The 19,200-nt window shown below is 60.4% G+C and carries 18 protein-coding genes; 10 read left to right on the top strand and 8 right to left on the bottom strand.

Translation table 11 applies throughout. From position 1 onward, the window contains the following. The first annotated feature begins 55 nt into the window (after positions 1-55). Complete coding sequence (locus CEC48_RS05585) at positions 56-1,567, top strand: MDR family MFS transporter (protein WP_088422843.1); 1,512 nt, start codon at positions 56-58, stop codon at positions 1,565-1,567. A 770-nt stretch (positions 1,568-2,337) separates the two neighbouring features. On the opposite strand, the gene CEC48_RS05580 is transcribed toward CEC48_RS05585, so the two are convergent. Genes CEC48_RS05580 through CEC48_RS05570 form a run of 3 tightly spaced genes read right to left on the bottom strand, consistent with a single transcriptional unit; the run spans position 2,338 to position 4,374 of the window. Next, positions 2,338-3,177: a cache domain-containing protein gene (locus tag CEC48_RS05580; protein WP_088422842.1), complete on the bottom strand. Its 840-nt coding sequence runs from the start codon at positions 3,175-3,177 to the stop codon at positions 2,338-2,340. A gap of 55 nt (positions 3,178-3,232) precedes the next feature. Then, complete coding sequence (gene cynS, locus CEC48_RS05575) at positions 3,233-3,703, bottom strand: cyanase (RefSeq protein ID WP_088422841.1); 471 nt, start codon at positions 3,701-3,703, stop codon at positions 3,233-3,235. A 29-nt stretch (positions 3,704-3,732) separates the two neighbouring features. After that, entirely contained in the window at positions 3,733-4,374 is a 642-nt protein-coding gene (locus CEC48_RS05570; protein WP_088422840.1) for a carbonic anhydrase, read from the bottom strand. Positions 4,375-4,486: 112 nt separating this feature from the next. Between CEC48_RS05570 and cynR the strand changes: the two genes are divergently transcribed. Further along, positions 4,487-5,353: a transcriptional regulator CynR gene (cynR, locus tag CEC48_RS05565; RefSeq protein ID WP_088422839.1), complete on the top strand. Its 867-nt coding sequence runs from the start codon at positions 4,487-4,489 to the stop codon at positions 5,351-5,353. Here the strand turns inward: cynR and CEC48_RS05560 are convergent. Further along, positions 5,328-6,104: a transporter substrate-binding domain-containing protein gene (locus CEC48_RS05560; protein ID WP_088422838.1), complete on the bottom strand. Its 777-nt coding sequence runs from the start codon at positions 6,102-6,104 to the stop codon at positions 5,328-5,330. The two genes, cynR and CEC48_RS05560, sit on opposite strands and share 26 nt — an antisense overlap. A 387-nt stretch (positions 6,105-6,491) precedes the next feature. On the opposite strand from CEC48_RS05560, the gene CEC48_RS05555 reads away from it, so the two are divergent. The 6 genes from CEC48_RS05555 to CEC48_RS05530 all read left to right on the top strand — a co-directional run bounded on the left by CEC48_RS05555 (position 6,492) and on the right by CEC48_RS05530 (position 14,893). After that, a complete protein-coding gene (locus CEC48_RS05555) occupies positions 6,492-7,865 on the top strand; it encodes a glutamine synthetase family protein (RefSeq protein ID WP_088422837.1) in 1,374 nt (457 codons plus the stop codon). Positions 7,866-8,007: 142 nt separating this feature from the next. Beyond that, positions 8,008-8,658 (top strand): class I SAM-dependent methyltransferase, encoded by a 651-nt coding sequence (locus CEC48_RS05550; RefSeq protein ID WP_088422836.1) that lies wholly within the window; start codon positions 8,008-8,010, stop codon positions 8,656-8,658. A gap of 122 nt (positions 8,659-8,780) precedes the next feature. Continuing rightward, on the top strand, positions 8,781-9,914 hold the full coding sequence (gene rnd / locus CEC48_RS05545) for a ribonuclease D (protein WP_088422835.1): 1,134 nt from the start codon (positions 8,781-8,783) through the stop codon (positions 9,912-9,914). Continuing rightward, positions 9,911-10,204, top strand: coding sequence for a YcgL domain-containing protein (locus CEC48_RS05540; protein ID WP_088422834.1), 294 nt, complete (start codon positions 9,911-9,913; stop codon positions 10,202-10,204). The genes rnd and CEC48_RS05540 overlap by 4 nt, the downstream gene beginning before the upstream one ends. A 117-nt stretch (positions 10,205-10,321) precedes the next feature. Next, positions 10,322-11,254 (top strand): D-2-hydroxyacid dehydrogenase, encoded by a 933-nt coding sequence (locus CEC48_RS05535; RefSeq protein WP_088422833.1) that lies wholly within the window; start codon positions 10,322-10,324, stop codon positions 11,252-11,254. 249 nt (positions 11,255-11,503) lie between these two features. Then, complete coding sequence (locus tag CEC48_RS05530; RefSeq protein WP_256579674.1) at positions 11,504-14,893, top strand: hypothetical protein; 3,390 nt, start codon at positions 11,504-11,506, stop codon at positions 14,891-14,893. A gap of 90 nt (positions 14,894-14,983) precedes the next feature. Here the strand turns inward: CEC48_RS05530 and CEC48_RS05525 are convergent, their stop codons facing one another. After that, on the bottom strand, positions 14,984-15,583 hold the full coding sequence (locus CEC48_RS05525) for a nitroreductase family protein (RefSeq protein ID WP_088422831.1): 600 nt from the start codon (positions 15,581-15,583) through the stop codon (positions 14,984-14,986). A 164-nt stretch (positions 15,584-15,747) separates the two neighbouring features. Between CEC48_RS05525 and CEC48_RS05520 the strand changes: the two genes are divergently transcribed. Further along, positions 15,748-16,197: a YcgN family cysteine cluster protein gene (locus CEC48_RS05520; protein WP_088422830.1), complete on the top strand. Its 450-nt coding sequence runs from the start codon at positions 15,748-15,750 to the stop codon at positions 16,195-16,197. Positions 16,198-16,209: 12 nt separating this feature from the next. Beyond that, complete coding sequence (locus CEC48_RS05515) at positions 16,210-17,448, top strand: hypothetical protein (RefSeq protein WP_088422829.1); 1,239 nt, start codon at positions 16,210-16,212, stop codon at positions 17,446-17,448. A gap of 120 nt (positions 17,449-17,568) precedes the next feature. Here CEC48_RS05515 and CEC48_RS05510 read toward each other — a convergent pair whose 3' ends face one another. From CEC48_RS05510 to CEC48_RS05495, 3 genes are all read right to left on the bottom strand, one after another. After that, entirely contained in the window at positions 17,569-17,919 is a 351-nt protein-coding gene (locus CEC48_RS05510) for a DUF2892 domain-containing protein (protein WP_088422828.1), read from the bottom strand. A gap of 69 nt (positions 17,920-17,988) precedes the next feature. After that, positions 17,989-18,456 (bottom strand): RNA methyltransferase, encoded by a 468-nt coding sequence (locus CEC48_RS05505; protein ID WP_003210674.1) that lies wholly within the window; start codon positions 18,454-18,456, stop codon positions 17,989-17,991. A gap of 145 nt (positions 18,457-18,601) precedes the next feature. After that, the gene (locus CEC48_RS05495; protein ID WP_003210675.1) at positions 18,602-18,976 is read right to left on the bottom strand and encodes a YajD family HNH nuclease; all 375 of its coding nucleotides are present in this window, start codon (positions 18,974-18,976) and stop codon (positions 18,602-18,604) included. Positions 18,977-19,200 lie beyond the last annotated feature (224 nt).

Below are 19,200 nucleotides of genomic sequence, written 5' to 3'. Positions count from 1 at the left end.
ACGAGCATTCCCGCGGGCCTCCTTTTCCCGTGGGGCCTTGCTCGCAGGTTCTGCCGTGACCAACCTCAATCAGCCCGCCACACCCGCTGTTCGAAGTGTCCTTGTCGCCTTGATGATGGCGATCTTTCTCGGGGCTTTGGACCAGACCATTGTTGCCGTCTCCATGCCGGCCATTTCCGCCCGGTTCCACGATGTCAACCTGCTGGCCTGGGTGATCTCCGGCTACATGGTGGCGATGACCGTGGCGGTGCCGATCTACGGCAAGCTCGGCGACCTGTACGGGCGCCGGCCGATGATGCTGATCGGCATGGGGCTGTTCACCGTTGCCTCGCTGTTTTGCGGCATGGCCCAGAGCATGGAGCAACTGGTGCTGGCGCGGATCCTCCAGGGCATCGGTGCTGGCGGCATGATTTCGGTCAGCCAGGCGATTATCGGCGACATTATTCCGCCCCGTGAGCGCGGGCGGTATCAGGGTTATTTCAGCGGCATGTACGCGGTGGCGAGCGTGGCCGGCCCGATATTGGGCGGCTACATGACCGAGTACTTGTCGTGGCGTTGGGTGTTTCTGATCAACCTGCCATTGGGCGCGGGCGCCTGGTGGGTGGCGCATCGCACGCTGGTGGGGCTGCCGGTGCCGCAACGCAAGCCGGTGATCGACTACCTCGGCACGGTGCTGATGATCGTCGGGTTGACGGCGCTGTTGCTGGGCATCACCGAAATTGGCCAGGGCCATCATTGGCGTGATGATGAAGTGCTGGGGCTGCTGGTTTGCGCGTTGGTGGCATTGACGGCTTTTGTGTGGCACGAGCGTCGGGCGCGGGAGCCGTTGCTGCCGATGCACCTGTTTGCCAACCGCAGTGCGGTGTTGTGCTGGTGCACGATTTTCTTTACCAGTTTCCAGGCGATCTCGCTGATTGTGCTGATGCCGCTGCGGTATCAGACGGTCACCGGCGCGGGAGCCGACAGTGCGGCCTTGCATTTGTTGCCGCTGGCCATGGGGTTGCCGATGGGGGCGTATTTCGCGGGGCGTATGACGTCGGTGACGGGGCGCTATAAACCGATGATTCTTACGGGGGCGGTGCTGACGCCGATTGCCATTCTTGGGATGGCGTTGAGTGCGCCTCAGGCTGTGGTGTTGAGTAGTTTGTTTATGTTGCTCAGTGGTATTGCTGCCGGGATGCAGTTTCCGACTTCGTTGGTGGGGACGCAAAACTCGGTGGAGCAGCGGGATATTGGTGTGGCTACCAGTACCACTAACTTGTTTCGTTCCTTGGGTGGTGCGGTTGGGGTGGCGTGCATGTCGGCGCTGTTGTTGGCGTTGTTGCAGGATTCGAGTTTTGCGCACTTGGCGAGTGGGGCGTTGGTGGCTGAGGGGCGTTCCGGGAATGTGCTGCTGGATGGGTTGAATGCGGCGCCTGGGCCGGCGCAGGAGGCGTTGCGGGGGGAGCTGCTTGTTACCTTCAGGCATTTGTTGATGGTTAGTGCGGGGGTCTCACTGTTGGGGTTGGCGGCGGCGATTGTGATGCCTAATCGGGTGTTGCGGGGGCGGGAAGATAAGGCTAAATAATGGGTGTGTGGGTGACTGAGTACATATCCATTATTTAGGTAACGACCACTTATGGTTTCGCTCTTACAGCGAGTCACTTTTGGCAAGCGCCCGGAATGCCGGCCCAGCCAAAAGTAACCAAAAGGTCGTTGCCCCACCACTCGGTGCCTCGCCTAGGCTCGGCATGCCCGCGTTCCGGCCATCGTGGTTAACGGGGCCCGCAGATCAAGATCAAAAACAGATCAAGAGCACGGCAGCCTGAAAGCCGACCTGAGTGTTAGAAGCAAGGGCAAGGTCAAGGTCCAGAGCGAAAGCAGAGCTGCTTTTATGTGGGAGCGGGCTTGCTCGCGAAGAACCTGAGGGCGCCGCGCTCATCCAGAAAACACGCGTTATCGTTAACGACCTTCGCGAGCAAGCCCGCTCCCACATTTGGACCGCGCTCGCTTTAGCTTTTGATTTTGCCGTTGCTCTACACCACTCAAGCCGGCCGGTAGGCCGCTGTGCTCTTGCTTTTGATCTTGATCTTAGGCGCCCCGTTAAACCACGCTGGCCGAACGCAGGTAGTACGGAGCGGGTAAACCGGCAGGACGCCGGTTTAGCCGCGACGGGGCAGGGACGCCCCGTCGCGGCGGCCCGCGTAGTAATACCGGAGAGAGGGCACACCGAGCCCAAGCGAGGTGCCGAGTGGTGGGGCAAGAGCCTTTTGGTTACTTTTGGGCTCTTTTCAAAAGTGACCCGCTGTAAGAGCGGAACCCATATCAGCCATCACCCAGAAAACGGATATACACCCCTCAAGGACTGTAATACCCCACAGCCACCATAAAATGCCCAGCCTTGCGCAAATACGCATGCTTGTTCTCAACCTTCCCGGTCACCGGGTTTTTCCAGCGGTACTTGTATTCCCCCTGATCCTGCACCGCCATCACCGCCAAAATCGGCTCACCCACCGGCTTCCCGTCGGGATCCTTGATCTTGCTGAAATCCGTATTCACCAACCGCGGAGTCGTGCCATGGGCCACATAGCGGTGGGTGTCGAGGTCAACCACAAACACATACAGATCGTCCTGCAGAAACCCACCCTGCATGGCGTTGATCGCCTTGAGCGTCCCGACCGGGTCCTTCTCCAGCGCCTTGACGGCTTTGTTGCGCAGGGCTCTGGCATGTTCCGGGGTCGCCCGTGGCAAGTAATAACCCACCGCCAGAATCCGCTGCCCAACGCGCTGGTAATACACATGCTTGCGCTCAACCTTACCGTCATTCCAATTCTGCCAACGGTAATCGGCCTGCTGAATGCCACTGCCCTCAGGCACCGCCAACGCATCCTTGAACGACTTATTCAAATCCGGCCCAAGCACCTCGGAAACATTGCGCCCGATCAACGCAGAAGAGGGCCCGCCACTCGCCAGCAGCACGCCCTTGGTGTCGACCACGAACACGTAACGGTCCTGGTCAACAAATTCACCCTGGCGACTGAACGCCGCAAAAGCCTTGTCGCCATTCGTTTGGTAATACGCCAAGGCCTTTTCCAGCAGAGCCTTGGCGGCTTGGGCGTCCGCCTCCTCAGCGGTGGCGGCGTGCACCTGGCCAAAGCACAACAGCAGTAGCCAGGCGGCTCGGAGCATTGCCTTCATTACCCGTCCCTCGTTCTTGTTGGTGTGCCAAGAGCGTAGACGGTTTGCGGACAAATCAGAACGGTTTGGTCGGCAGGTATTTACCGTCCAGGGTGATCACCGCGCGGGAGCCGCCGTCCGGGTCTTCGACCTTCTTGATGTCCAGCTTGAAGTTGATCGCGCTGATGATGCCGTCGCCAAACTGCTCGTGCACCAGGGCCTTGAGGGTCGAACCGTAGACCTGCAGCATTTCATAGAAGCGGTACATAGTGGGGTCCGTCGGCACGCCGCCGGGGAAGCTGCCGCGCAGGGGCACGGTTTGCAGCAGGCGGCTGGCGTCCTGGTCCAGGCCGAGCTTGTCGCAGACCACATCAGCGGCGTCTTTGGGCAGCGGGTGCTGGCCGAGCAGGGCGGCGGTGACGAACGCCAGGCTCAGCCCGGTGCCGTCGGTGAGGTCCTGCCATGACAGGTTCTTGCGCGCCTTGATGTCTATGACGGTGTCGGCCAGGGCCAGGCGTGGGGTTTGGGCGAATTGGGATTGCAACATGGTGATGTCCTCTTGGGTTTGAATGGGCTTCAGGCGGCGTGAGCGCGGGTGGACGGGTTGTCGAGCAGGGACACGAAGCGCCCGTTACGACCATCCAGGGCGTCGATGCCGCCGCTTTCGATGTCGTAGACCCAGCCGTGCAGGCTCAGCCGGCCTTGCTCCAGGGCCAGGGCCACTGAGGGGTGGGTCTTGAGATTGGCCAGTTGGGCGACCACGTTTTCCCGCACCAGCGAGTCCAGCTGCTCGGCGTCTGACGCGTGAGTGCGGGCAGCGTTGATCACCTTGGCCGACTCGGCATGGCGCAACCAGTTCGCCACGGCGGGCAGGTGATCCAGGCATTTGCAGGTGGAAATGGCGGTCATGGCGCCGCAGTCGGAGTGGCCGCAAATCACGATGTCGCTGACGCCGAGAACGGCTACCGCGTATTCGACAGTGGCCGACACGCCGCCGGGCTCTGGCCCGTAGGACGGCACGATGTTGCCGGCGTTGCGGATCACAAACAGGTCGCCAGGTTCTTGCTGGGTCAACAGCTCCGGGACTACACGGCTGTCGGAACAGGACACGAACAGCGTGCCGGGGGTTTGCGTGGTGGCCAGGTGCTTGAACAGGTCACTGCGCTGGGTGAAGGCTTCACCCTGGAACTTGCGAAAGCCGTCGATGAGATCTTGCATGGTGGTTCTCCTTGCGTCGCTGATGGGGCAAGAATGGAAGTTTTTAGCTATAGCGTCCAAGACCGGCTTATTATGGTTTCTATAAGTCATGCCTATAGTTGGAGCGCCATCCATGTTGCTGCGTCATATCCGCTACCTGTTGGCCGTTGCCGAGCACCGCAATTTCACCCGGGCGGCCGAGGCGCTGCATGTGTCGCAGCCGACCTTGTCGCAGCAGATCAAACAACTGGAAGACACCTTGGGCGCGCCGCTGCTGGATCGCTCCGGCCGAAGCGTCAGCCTGACCGACGCGGGTGAGGCCTATGTGCGTTTTGCGCGCCTGGCCTTGCAGGATTTGCAGGCCGGCACCCGGGCCATGCATGACGTGCAGGACTTGAGCCGCGGCAGCTTGCGCCTGGCGATGACGCCGACGTTTACCGCCTACTTGATCGGGCCGTTACTGGCGCGGTTCAACGGTTTGTACCCGGGCATAACGGTCAGCGTCGAGGAGTTGACGCAGGACCGCATGGAAGCGGCGCTGACGGAGGATTTGCTGGATATCGGCATCGGTTTTACCGGCGAGCATTTGCCGGATATCGAGTGTGAAGGGGTGTTTGTCGAGGCGTTGAGCGTGGTGGTGAGTGCCGGCCATCCTGGCATTGGCCGCCAGTCGTGGCTTCAACAGCCGTGGGTGTTGCTGAACTCAGGCTTCGCCACACGCCGGTATATCGATGAATATTTTCGCAGCCAGGCGGTGAAACCTCTGATCACCATGGAGGCCAATTCCATCAGTGCGATTATTGAAATCGTACGTAATACCGCGTTGGCGACCATCCTGCCCAGCGCGATTGCCCAGGTGCAGGCGGGCTTGCAGGCGGTGCCGCTAAGCCCGCCGTTGCCGCAACGCACGGCGGCGTTGCTCAGTCGCAAGGGAGGCTATCGCAGTGCGGCGTGCAGGGCGTTTGTCGAGCTGGTCAGGGCGCGGCCAACCACTGATTGATGATGCCGTCATACACGCCCGTCACCGTGCTCAAGTGCAGCCACTGGTCTACATAACTCTTCCACGCCACGTCATCGCGCGGCAGCAAAAACGCCTTTTCGCTGTACTGCATATACCGCTCGGGGTTCACCGCACACAGCCCCGGCTTGAGCTTCTGCTGGTAGCGGGCCTCGCTGGCGTCGGTGATCATCACGTCGGCCTTGTTCGCCAGCAGTTCCTCGAAAATCGTCACGTTGTCCGGGAACAGCGTCAGTTGTGCCTTACCCAAATGCGCCCGCGCAAACACTTCATTGGTGCCGCCCGAAGGCTCGATCACCCGCACCTGCGGCTGGTTGATCTGCTCCACTGTCTGATAGCGCTGCACATCGGCGCAGCGCACCAGCGGGATCTTGCCGTCGACGCCCAATGGCTGGCTGAAAAACGCCTTCTTCTGCCGCTCCAGCGACACCGAAATACCGCCGAGCGCAATGTCACAGCGCTGGGCCAGAAAGTCCGGCATCAGGGTTTTCCAGGTGGTTGGCACCCACTTGACCTTCACGCCGAGGCTCTTGGCCAGCGACTGGGCCATGGCGATGTCGATGCCTTCGTAGCTGCCGTCGGGGCGTAAATAGCTGTAGGGCTTGTAGTCGCCGGTGGTGCAGACGGACATTTCACCGCGCTGCAGCACTTCATCCAGGCGCGACGTGGAGCTGTCGGCCAGGGCCTGGGCGGACAGGCCGGCCAGCAGGGAAAGGGTCAGCAAAGCTTTCATGCGGTCGGGTCCTTGGGCATGAGCAGGGCCGCCATTATTTGCAAATGTTTAGCCACTGCACAACCAAACTCCGTCAACACTGGATTTAACGGCTTAACCTCGCGTGTGAGGCTGCCCGGCATCTCTTTACTGTGATTCCCGCATGGACGGTTGCCCCGACACACACCCTGAGACATCGCCAGGCGCAAGCGCGTCCAGCCGTCCAGAGGCTCGTCGGATCACCGCTGATGCTCTTCCCTCCGAACTCGCCTTCTGGGCGCTCTGGCATTGCCGCCACGCACGCCCACCGGACACCGTTCTCCTACGTTGATTTGCCCGAATGGATGCCCCGCGCATCTGCCCGGCAGCGCCCGCGCGCCTGCCTGACGCAAACGTATGAGAATGCCCATGAGCACGCCCTTTGCCACCCAGCATGAAGCCCAGTCCTTTCTTGAGCAGAACCCGGATATCGAGATGTTCGAGCTGTTCATCCTCGACAACAACGGCGTGCCTCGCGGCAAGCTGTTGCACCGCGATGAGTTGCTGGCTGTCTACCAAAGTGGCCGGCCGCTGCCGAGCACCATCCTGGGCCTGACCATTAATGGCGACGACGTGGAGAATTCCGGGCTGGTCTGGGAAGTGGGTGATATCGACTGCCGCGCCTACCCGGTCAGCGGCAGTTTGCAGCGCATGCCGTGGCGCCTGATCCCGACGGCAGCGGTGCAAGTCAGCATGCACCCCACCGAAGGCATGCCCGCCACCGTGGCCGACCCTCGGCACTTGCTGGCCAAGGTGATCGACGACCTCAAGGCAGACGGCTATTACCCGGTGATGGCGGCGGAGCTGGAGTTTTATTTGCTCGACCAGAAGCCCGACAGCAACGGCCGGCCGCAACCGGCGCGGGATGTCGATGGCGGCCGCCCACGCTCGACCCAGGTCTACGGCCTGCGAGAGCTGGAGCAGATCGAACCGTTCCTAGCCGACCTCTACAGCGCCTGCAAGCTCCAGGGCATTCCGGCGCGCACGGCGATTTCCGAATACGCCCCGGGCCAGGTGGAAATCACCCTGGAACATCGCAGCGACGCCCTGCAAGCCATGGACGAGGCCGTGCGTTACAAGCGCCTGGTCAAGGGCGTGGCCCACAAGCACGGGATGACCGCGTGTTTCATGGCCAAGCCCTTCGACGACCTGGCCGGTACCGGCATGCACATGCACGTCAGCCTGGCGGACCGCGATGGCAATAACCTGTTTGCCAGCGAAGCGCCCGACGGCACGCCGCTGTTGCGCCATGCAGTGGGCGGCATGCTCAGCACCTTGCTCGACTCGTTGCTGATGTTCTGCCCGAACGCCAACTCCTACCGGCGCTTCCAGACCAACAGCTACGCGCCGCTGGCCGCCACCTGGGGTGTGGACAACCGTACCGTCACGCTGCGGGTGCCCGGTGGGCCGGCGTTTTCCCGGCATATCGAGCACCGCATCTGCGGCGCCGACGCCAACCCGTACCTTGCGGCGGCAGCGATTCTGGCCGGTATTCACCGGGGCATCCGCGAACAGCGCGACCCCGGCGCGCCGGTGGAAGGCAACGGTTACGCCCAGGCCAAGGAGTTACTGCCCACCGATTGGCTGACCACGTTGCGCGCACTCGAAGGCTCGTCGTGGGCCCGGGAGGCGTTTGGCGGCGAATTCCTCGGCGTGTACCTGGCGGTCAAGCGTGCCGAATACCGCCAGTTCATGGGCGAAGTAGGTGAACAGGACTGGCGCTGGTATTTGCACCAGGCCTGATGAAGGTCGTGGTCTCAGACAGTTTGCAGACAGCCTTGGCACTGGATACTGGTTTTGCATGAACGGTAAACAATCCTTCGACCTTTTTTTCACGAGACGGTGGTTAAGCTGCGAATGTCTGGTCCATTAACAGAGTCGTGTGATGCAGTCGCAACCGCCGTCTTCCATCGAGATTGAATTTGCCGAACGCGCAGGCCAGGAGCATGCCCGGGTCTGCGCCGACACGCGCCCGCCCGGTCTGCTGCGGCGCCTGGGGTTGTGGCGGGATGGGCAGTTGGTGCGCCGCGCGCTGAAAATCGCCGGTGAGCCGGGGCTGATCCTCGACCTGGCGTGCGGCACCGGGCGCTTTTGGCCGGTGCTGGCCGAGCACAGCAACCGGGTGATCCTCGCGTCGGACAATTCCCAGGACATGCTTGACCACGCCCGCACTCACCACGCGCCTGGCTTGCTCAAGCGGATCAAGACCTTCCAGGGCTCGGCGTTTTCCATCGGCCTGTCGGCCAACGCGGTGGACTGCATTTTTTGCCTGGAGTTGTTTCGCCATGTGCCAACGGCCGAAGGGCGCCTGGCCCTGCTCGGGGAATTTCACCGGGTGAGCCGTGACACGGTGATCGTCTCGGTCAACAGCGACAGTGGCTATCGGGCGGTACAGCCTGCCCTGGCGGCAGTTGCCAGCCATCGGGCGCAAGTGGAAGCGGAGTTTCGCCAGGCCGGTTTCAAAGTCCTCAATCACCAGGAATTCATGCCCGGTTCGGCCATGTGGCGGGTCTATGTTCTGCGTAAGAGAGGATAAGTCCCGACTGTCGGACTATTCTTCAGCTCCTATAGGAGTTTTCATGGCGGATGCTGTACTGCGAATACTCGCAACTCCCTTTCGCGATATATACTGCGCGCCATTCTTCAAGGGAGAGCCGTGTGGCCATCGATATTCACTGGATCTGCGACAACGATAGCCTCGGCCAGCACTGCGCCGAATGGCAGCAGTTGCCATTCGTCGCCCTCGACACCGAATTCATGCGGGTCGACACTTTTTATCCCATTGCCGGGCTGATCCAGATCGGTGATGGCGTTCGCGCTTACCTGATCGACCCCCTGACCATCGACAACTGGCAACCCTTGGCCGCCTTGCTGGAAAACCCAGCGGTGATCAAGGTGGTGCACGCCTGCAGCGAAGACCTGGAAGTGTTGCTGCGCCTGACTGGCAGCCTGCCGGTGCCGTTGTTCGACACCCAACTGGCGGCCGCGTATCTGAACCTCGGTTTCTCCATGGGCTATTCGCGGTTGGTGCAAGCCGTCCTCGATATCGACTTGCCCAAGGGCGAAACCCGCTCCGACTGGCTGCAGCGGCCATTGTCCGAGACGCAAGTCAGCTACGCCGCCGAAGACGCCGTGCACCTGGCGGAAGTCTACACACGCCTGCGTCCGAAGCTTTCCGACGATAAATACGCCTGGGTCCTGGACGACGGCGCCGAGCTGGTGGCCAACCTGCGCCGCGAAGTCGACCCGTACGAGGTCTATCGCGACGCCAAGCTGGCCTGGAAACTGTCCCGTGCCCAGCTCGCGGTATTGCGCGAACTGTGTGCCTGGCGCGAACAGCAAGCCCGCGCCCGTGACCTGCCGCGCAACCGAATCATTCGTGAGCACTCGTTATGGCCCTTGGCCAAATCCCAGCCGGATAATCTCGCCGCGTTGGGCAAGATCGAAGACATGCACCCGCGCACTGTGCGCCAGGACGGCGAGTTCCTGCTGGGCCTGATCAAGCGTGCCGGTAGTGTCTCCATGGACCAGTGGCCACCGGCGGTTGCCGAGCCATTGCCGGTAGACGCCGCCACACTGATCAAGCAACTGCGCGCCCTTGGCCAGGCCGAGGCTGAACGCCTGGACATGGCGCCGGAACTGATGCTGCGCAAGAAAACCCTCGAAGCCCTGGTCAAGAGTGGCTACCCCGAGGGGCCATACAAATTGCCAGATTCGCTGCGTGGCTGGCGCCGCGAATTGATGGGCCAGGCGCTGCTCGACAGCCTGGCCACTGCCGGAGAACAGCCTTGAAACGTATTTGCTCCATTTTTCGCAGCCTCAAACGAGACGGGATGTACCTCTACGTGCTGAAAAGCGATGCACTGGAGCGCGTGCCGGAAAGTTTGCTGACCGCCTTCGGCAAGCCGCATCACGCCTTTGACCTGGTGCTGAGCCCGGAGCGCAAGCTGTCCCGCGAGGACATCACCGTGGTCCTGGAAAACCTCGAAAAGCAGGGCTACCACCTGCAAATGCCGCCGGCCGAGGACGAGTACATCGAACACTTGCCCGAAGAGCTGCTGCGACGTAATGACCCGATGTGATCGGTCAGTGCCCCGTTCGGAGCACATTCATTAATGGAATTCAATTTTTGGCGGCGCCCGCACGGTACAGTGAACTGTCCCGGCGGCCGCCTGCAGTGTTTTTGAAAGGTTTGAACCATGCGCGTTCTGATTGCTGAACACGATCACCCGCTGTACGCCCGGCTGCTGCGCGAAGCAGCGCCGGACCTTGAGGTTATGACCAGCGGCGACTCCGCTGAACTGTCGCGCCTGGCGGCTGACTGCCCGGTGTGGCTGGGCCAGCCGGATTTGCTGGCGACGTTGCTGCGCCAGGGCCACCAGCCCCAATGGCTGCAATCGACCTGGGCTGGCTTCACGCCGCTATTGGCAGAAGGCCTGCCGCGCAACTACCGCCTGACTCGCGCCGTGGGCATTTTTGGCCAGGTGATGGCCGAGTACGTGCTCACCTACATGCTTGGCCACGAGCGCGAAGTGCTGGCACGCCTGGTCAGCCAGGTCGAGCGCAAGTGGGATAACCGCATGGGCCAGAGCCTGGCGGGGCGCAAGGTGCTGATCGTCGGTACCGGTGATATTGGCCGTAGCGTCGCGCAATTTTTGCAGCCGTTTGGCGTTGAGCTGTACGGCATCGCCAGCGAAGCCCGTGAGCAGGCACCGTTTATCGAAGTGGCCGGGCTTGAAGAGTTACCGCGTTTGGTGGGCGAGGTGGACTACGTGGTCAACCTGCTGCCCAATACGCCGAACACCCACGATTTGTACAACGCGGCGCTGTTCAAGCAATTCAAGCCGACCGGGCTGTTTATCAACGTCGGGCGCGGTGTGGCGGTGGTCGATGCAGACCTGGTGGAAGCGTTGAAGGAAGGCCATCTGGCGGGCGCGGTGATCGACGTTTGCCGGCAAGAGCCGTTGCCGCAGCGCCATCCGTTCTGGACGGCCTGGGGCCTGTTGCTCACCGGTCACAGCTCGGCGCCGACTTCGCCTGGGATGATGGTGCAGTTGTTTGTCGAGAATTTGCGAGCGTACCAGGCGCAAGAGGCGTTGCGCGGGGAAGTGAGTTTCGAGCGCGGCTACTGATAGCGTGGCTGTCCGGCGGTCTGCCGAGCCCTGAAGCCGCCCGGCAATGCATGTTGCCGGGTACTTACAAATTTCTGCAAACACTAATCGGATGTCCGCTTTGCCGGCCGTATGTGAGGCTCGTACCCCTCTTCAGATGGGTACGTTCTCATGTTAAATGCTGGCACTGTCTCCCTTCCTCCACGGGTAATTCCGGTACTTTCCCCACGTTCTACCGACCCGGCGGCGAGTTCGCCCGGTAGCCCGCCATTGGCATCGACGCCGGCTATTGGTGCCGACTCCAACACGCAAGCCAACGCTCCAGTCACCCGACAAGCCGGCCTCAAGGCGGCGTTGGGCGACCGCGAGAATTTGCGGATACTGGGCCAGAAACTCAACGAAATCGCCACCCGCCTGGGTGTAAACGCCAGTCCCCAAGCGGTGTTGGCGGCGTTGCAAACGACACCCATGCCGATACACGCCGACTCGTCCTACCCGATGCAAACCGTTAGCGCTGCTACGGTGGAAACCTTTCTCGCAAGCATCGGGCTGAAGCCGCCCGCCAATCATTTTCAACTGAGCGGCCATGCCCGCGTGGTGAGTGACAAGGCATTGGAACACCCGCTCGGCAATTTTGGCGGCGGGTTGTCCTGGCCTGTTCCCATGAGTGCCAGCGAGCAACGCAGGGTACTGGCGGCGGCTACCGACCATGGCAGCCAAAACCCCAATGCACCCCACATCGGCGCGAGCGTTGGGGTGCTGGAGTATCTGAATACTAACCAGCCGTTGTCGGGCGACGCCTTGAGCGACCCGGCCAAGGCGCTGGAAACCCTCGTCAGCTCCACCCGCGGGCAGGCGCTGGGGCAAGCTATACAGGACCAGCTCGGGGGCCTCGCCACCGACACCAGCGTGAACGACTACGCACTGGGCGCGATCCACCTGCTGCTCGATCCAGAGTCTATTACGGCGCCGCATCGAAACCGCGTGGCCGGTTACGACCTCGCCCAACAAGCACACTGGGGCAAACCGGCTTCAGCGGTGCTCGATGGCCTGAGTACTCACCTGCACGAAAATCACAAGACCAGCCCCGAGATGGCCAGGGCCGGCGCCTATCTGTTACTGGCGCGAAAGGCCCCCGAGTTCTTGATCAAGGATATTCCCGACCGTGTGACCTACGGCAGCCCGGCGTGGGTCAGCCTGGCGGTCGCGGCGGCGGCCATAGAAGCGCAGTTCCCCGGCAAGGTTGCACATATGACCTTTGCCCAAGTCATGTCCAGCGCTGAAAACGCGATCGTGACGAATCGGGTCGCAGCCGAACACGCGCAGAAAGCCGCATTGGTGGACTGGGGCGTGGTCAACGGGATTGTCACTGAGCAGCAAAGTGACAGTTACAGCGCGGCCGAGATAGACAGCGCAAGGACGGCATTCAATGCACAACTGAAGTCGACGCTTGCGGCGACCGGGTTATTGGAAACCGATATTCCAAGCCGTAAAGACATCGCGTTGGCTCACCTCAAAGAGCGGTTTGGCGAGGGTGTACCGTTTGAAGAAAAACGGCTGAAGGTCGTCGACTCGAAACAGCCATCAGCCCAGCCACTTTATGACCCGAACCGAGCGCCTGCAGGGTTTTTTTCGTTGTTGGATATCGCCATGAGCGGGCTTGGCCAATACACATGGGAAACCAAAGACCCGCGCATTGCCGAGGCGACCAAAGGCAAGAGCCTCGACTTCGATGTGAACAAAATCTTCAACGATCAATTCGAACAAGCGATCACCTCGCGCAAGGAAGGAGTGGCGACCACCATCAAGCACCTTGTCGCAACACTCCCATTGGCTGACAGGGAAAATCTGGAGTTTGCCAAGCTCGAGTTCTTTCAAAAAAACACCTACAAGTTGGACTTGGATTTCACCTCTGAAAAGCGCTATGAAACCGACAGCAAACTGTGGGTGAAAGCCACGGGAAAGCAGGGCGAAACAGTTTATAAAATTGATTTGAAAGCAGGCGAAATCAAGGCGGTGCCAGCCTCGGAATTAACTGGAAAAAGGGTGCGGGAGGGCAATAAAACTTTCAAGACAGAACCCTTTAAACCCAAGGCTGTGAGCGAGTCTGCCTTCGACCTAAAGAGCCAAGCCAGCTCATCAGCGCCTCCCTCAAGTTTTTCCAGCACACGAACCCAGAACATCGTCGATGCTTTTGTTGAACATCTTGATCTCGACAGTGATGCGGTAAAAGCCTACGCCAAGGGCGTCACTTCGTTCGATAAGCAAATGGCAACCGAGTGGAACGTCACGAATTTTTTCCTGGACCTGATTCCGCTCCGGTCGGCCATTGTCAATTTTTCCAAGGGTAACTACCTGGACGGGGCAAGTGACCTGGCGCTGGATGTCTTCGGTTTCGTCACGGCCGGTGCGGGTGTGGCAGCGAAGGTGACGAAGGCCGGCGCAAAGGTTGTCGGCACCGCTGCAAAAGCGTTGCAGGCGGCAAAAGTCATCGGCGTGGCAGCCATCCAAGCGTTCAGCCCGTTGGATGGTGTGGGCGATCTGGTCGCGGGCGGCGCCAGGCTACTGGGCAAAGGCGCCAATTTTGTACGCTCCACTGGCGCAGAGGTGATCAACAAGCTCAAGGGCGCAAGCGGCAGCTATGACCTGTTGAAAGCGGCCAGCAGACACCATGACGCAGCGGCAACGGGTACCTTCAAGGTTGCGGGCCAGAACGTTGATGGAGGCGCTGTACTTCAGAACGGCAGATGGTATGCGTTTGATGTGGACAGGATGCGGCCTTATGGCAGCCCTCTTGAAAATTTCACCGCTAAAACGAGGGCGATGGACGGTGCAATTGTCACGGCACCTATTGAACCAGGCAGCGCACTGAACAACCGGGTGTTTGGCGAGTACAAGGTGCCTGAGTCGAAAATAGCCGGGCTTACGCGTAACAATCAGGGGGTCTATGTGGCGGCAGACGGCCATGTGTCCCATATCCGCCATACCGACACGGCGGGTAACACCGCCGTCTACGAAGTACGGCAAGTCACCCGAACCGCTGACGGTGCCGTGCAGGCGCAGATTTATCACAATAACCGGCAAACGCCGCTGCTGGTCCAGCACCTTCAGGGGGACCAATGGCAGCGCCTGGGTGCCCGCGGCGGTAACCCGCCTTCGGTTAAATCGGACATGGGACCCAAGATTGGCGGAGGTGGAGAGGCTGCGATCTACGAAAGCCTCGATGGGAAAAGTGTCTATAAAGACTATGGCCCTTCCTCCCGAACGTCTGCTGACGACTATGTCGATAACGAAACACTAAGTCTGAACAGCTATTACGGTGACGGTTTTGCAACGACGATATTTGAAGAGGGTCGTCACTATTTAAAAATGGGCAAACTGGACGGGGTGGATGTTGAAACATTGGCGAAGGGGAGTTTGCCGCCAGAGGCACGGTCGTTACTTGATGACGCAATCAGAAGCATGGAGCAGAAAAACCTACTCCATAACGACCTGCAGTTGAGCAATTTCCTGTATTCAGCGAGGGACAATAAGATCTACCCGGTGGATTTGAATGCAAACGCGCGTGAAGAAATGACGCCGTTTCTCGCCGGCATGTACAAGAGCCGCAGAGATGCAATGCGCAGGGCCTATATGGAACTTGTCGCCAAGGCGCCTTAAAACGGGAGAGGCACTTCAACTGGGTAAACCCTGCTGTTTTATAACAGCAGGGTTTTTTGACGCTACCGGCAACTAACGATCAGCTCGTGTTCAGTCGTTGTGATTGAAGTCGCCTTCCGATACCAGTTCACTCAATGGGCGACGCGGGCTCGGGGTTTCCCGGGCTTGCAGGTAATCGGCCAAGGTGGATTTGTCGCCCAGTTTGCCAATCGCCACAGCCGCATGCAGGGCGTAGCCTTCAGGAATTTTCAGTTCCTTGCGGGTCAGTTCCTGGTCGAAACCAGCCATGCCGTGGGTGTGCCAGCCGCTGAGGCTGGCTTGCAGTGCCAGGTGGCCCCAGGCCGAACCGGTGTCGAAGGTATGCCACAGGGCAGGCGTTTCTTCGGTAGCACCGGGTACGGCGAAAGTGGTCTTCGACGCCACGATCACCAGGGCCGAAGCATGCTGCGCCCAGCCACGGTTGAATTCGTTCAGCAGCCCCAGGAAGCGCTCCCAGTTTGGCGTGTCACGGCGCGCGTAGAGGAAGCGCCACGGTTGCGAGTTGTAGGCCGACGGCGACCAGCGGGCGGCTTCGAAGAAGCTCAGCAGGGTGTCTTCCGGGATGCTTTCGCCGGTGAAGGCGCGCGGCGACCAGCGGTCGGTGAACTGCGGGTGAATAGGATAATCGGCAACGCGTGGGTTAGTGCTCATTGGCGGATCCTGATGGGAATGCAGATCGAAAAACGGGGCTCAAAGCTACTTCGCCGCCGACTGGCTGACAAGTCTTGTTCTACCGGCAGTCGTAAGCGCTTGGCCCCGGGGCCCATGGGCACTAGACTGGCGGCCTTTTAACATACCGATACCGATGTAGAGCCATGGCCGCCAAAGTCGAACCTTTCTGGATCCGCAAAACCCTCGAACAACTCGACCAGGATGAGTGGGAGTCGTTGTGCGACGGCTGCGGCCTGTGTTGCCTGCAAAAGCTCGAGGATGAAGACGACAACAGCGTCTATTACACGCGAATCGCCTGCAAACTGCTGGATCTGAAAACCTGCCAGTGCACCGACTACCCCAACCGTCGCGACTCGGTGCCTGATTGCATCCAGCTCACCCCGGGCCAGGCCGACCAGTTCAAATGGCTGCCGCCCACCTGTGGTTACCGGCTGGTCAGTGAGCGCAAGGACTTGCCGCTGTGGCACCACTTGGTCTGCGGCGATCGCGACGCAGTGCACCACCAACGCATTTCCCAGTCCGGGCGCATGCTTGCCGAGGGCAGCGTGCCCGAGGATGACTGGGAGGATTACCTGATTTTTCGCGCAGGTTGAAAAGGAGTGTGTATGACGGTTGGAGCCAAGCTGGCGGCAAGCCTGCTGTTGTTGGCATTGAGTACGTCGGCATGGGCTGCGAAGAAAGTCGACCTGGACTATCACGTCAAGCTGCTGCCCCAAAGTGATCAGGCTGAAGTGCGCCTGAGCCTGTCCCAAGGCTCGGCGGTACGCAGCCTCAATTTCGACCTGGGCCGCGACGGCGACTACAGTGACTTCAAGGCCGATGGCCAGTGGCAAGTGCTACCGGGCAATACGCCGGGTGATAGCCGAGGCCGGTGGCAGCCCAGCGCCGACAAGGCCAGCCTGACCTACCGTGTGCGCCTGAGCCATGCGCGCAAGAAGGGCGTCTATGAGTCGCGGATGACGCCGAGTTGGGCGCTGTTTCGCGGCGAAGACCTGGTGCCTACCGCACGTCTCGACCAACAGGATGGCATTGAGTTGGTGTCGCGCCTGATGTTCGAATTGCCGGCCGGCTGGAAAAGCGTCGAGACGTCCTGGCCACGCATCGGCAAAAACAAATTCCGCATAGACAACGTCTCCCGCCTGTTTGACCGGCCCACCGGCTGGATGCTCGCCGGCAACTTGGGCAGCCGCAGGATGCGCCTGGGTGAAACCGAAATCACCGTGGCTTCGCCCAAAGGGCAGGGCATGCACCGCATGGATGTGCTGACCTTGTTGACGTTTGTCTGGCCTCAAGTACAAGCGGCGTTCCCGCGGCATCCGGCAAAACTACTGGTGGTGGGCGCCAGTGACCCGATGCGTCGCGGTGCGTTCTCGGCCCGGGATTCGATCTACATCAACAGCCGCACGCCGCTGGTCAGCGAAAACGGCAGCAGCCCGTTGATCCGCGAGGTGGTGCAGGCCATCGGCCGCTTCAACGACCATCAGGGCAGCGACTGGATCAGCGAAGGCTTGGCGCAGTATTACGCCATTGAGCTGATGCGCCGCGCCGGCGGCATCAGTGACGATCGTTACGCCGCGATACAGGCCCGGCTGACCAAGGAAGGCAAGGACGTGACCACCCTGCGGGTCGAGCACGCCAATAGCGCGACGGTGGCGCGGGCGGTGGTGTTGTTGCAGGAGCTGGACCGCGAGATTCGTGTGAAAACCCACAACAAACGCTCGCTGGATGATTTGACTCAGGCGGTGATGCGCATGAACAGCATCAGCACAAAGGAGTTTGTGCAGTTGGGGGAGAGCATTATTGGCGAGTCGTCGGTGGTGCTGGATAGCAAGCTGCTAAGGTGAACCGGCTCCCTGTAGGAGCGAGCTTGCTCGCGAAGGTCGTTAACGATAACGCGGGGAGCCTGAATCAACCCGGCGCTCTCAGGTTCTTCGCGAGCAAGCTCGCTCCTACAGGTGTCAGGTTTACCCTGGGGTTTGAGTGGCTTTCTGCGCCGCCACTTCAGCCTTGGTCTTGAGGCTTTTCAATTCCTCACCGGCCCGCTCAATCTTGGTCCGCACGGTGTTCATTTCCTGGCGGCTGCGCTCCAGCAGATCTTTCGCCGAGCTATGCCCGCTGATCCCGCGTGCCAGCGCCACGCCGCCAATTGCCACCTGAATCAAACCGAAAAAACCGCCACGGCGCAGGCCTTTGCCCATCAACACCACACCACCGGCCAGGGAGCCGATGCGTTCCCAGCCCTGGACGTTTTGCGTGGGTTGGCGCTCGAACGGGGTGGACCGGATAACGGGTCGCAGGGTTTTGCTGTCGCTCATGATCTGTCTCCAACAAGGGCTTATTGATATGCAACTGACTGCACACAGGCCGCGGACGTTCCCAAAAAATCAGTACTTGGGACCCGAACGGGTGTTGTTGCCCTTGGCCAAGCGGTCGTAAAGCACCACGTTGACGGTGGCCGCGAGGTTCATGCAACCGGTGGTCGGGATGTAGATCACGTCTTCACACCAGTCGCGAATCTCCTTGTCCAGGGAGCCGTCTTCGGGCCCGAAGATATACAGCGCACGGTCTGGGTGGGTGTACTCGGGGAGAGGACGGGCGCCTTCCACCAGCTCGACGGCGACGGGGATGCAGCCCAGGGGCAGGATCTTTTTCAGGTCGTCGATACCGATCAGCGGAATGTCGTGGTGGACCTTCTTGGTGTCGGTAATAAAGTCCCGGGCCCGCTCGTAGCGCTTGCCGGTGTAGAACACCGAGGCCACGCCGTAGCAGCCGGCGGCGCGCATCACCGAGCCGACGTTTTCGGGGGATTTGGGGTTGTACAGACCGATGCAGCTGTAGCGTTTATTGCCCACGGGAGAGGGTGCCTTCGAAAAAAGACAGCAGTATACCTGTAGGAGCGAGCTTGCTCGCGAAGAACCCAAGGCCGCCGCGTTTATCCAGGATGCACGCGTTATCGTTGGCGATCTTCGCGAGCAAGCTCGCTCCTACAGAAGGGCTTCAGTCGTCTTTTTTCATCAGCCCGGCCAACGCCGCAAACGGGTTGTGCGTCGCCTTGGCAATTGTCGGGCTGCTGGTGGAGCCTTCGCCGAAATACTGCTGGTCGGTGTAACGCGAGTGTTCGTTGTCGTGGCAATACAGGCACAGCAACTCCCAGTTGGAGCCATCCTGGGGATTGTCGTCATGGTTGTGGTTGCGGTGGTGCACGGTCAGTTCGCTCAGGCGCTTGCCGGCAAACTCACGGGCGCAGCGGCCGCACACATGGGGGTACATCTTCAGGGCTTTGTCGCGGTAGCCCATTTCCCGGTCACGCTGGGCATCGGCGAGGATGCGGTCCAGCTTGGCGGTGTGGGAGGGCGGGTTGGTCGAGCTCATCATGGCTCCTGTCTTTTAGTGGATCACGGATAGCGTTGATTCTAGCTGCTTGCGCGCTAATTAGCCCTTGGCTTTTTCGGTTGTAGGACCGGCTGTAGGACCTGGTTATTTGTAATTGAATGTTTGAAACAGCCCTGAAAACACGCGGCCAAATCGGTGTCGATTGCCCTGTCATCAAATGTGCGGAGGGTTGCAACTTCCCTGAAATTTTCCATCGCCAAGCT

It is taken from the genome of Pseudomonas sp. K2I15 (genome assembly GCF_002204795.1).
Taxonomy (GTDB): domain Bacteria; phylum Pseudomonadota; class Gammaproteobacteria; order Pseudomonadales; family Pseudomonadaceae; genus Aquipseudomonas.
This window is presented reverse-complemented; position numbering and strand designations above follow the sequence as displayed.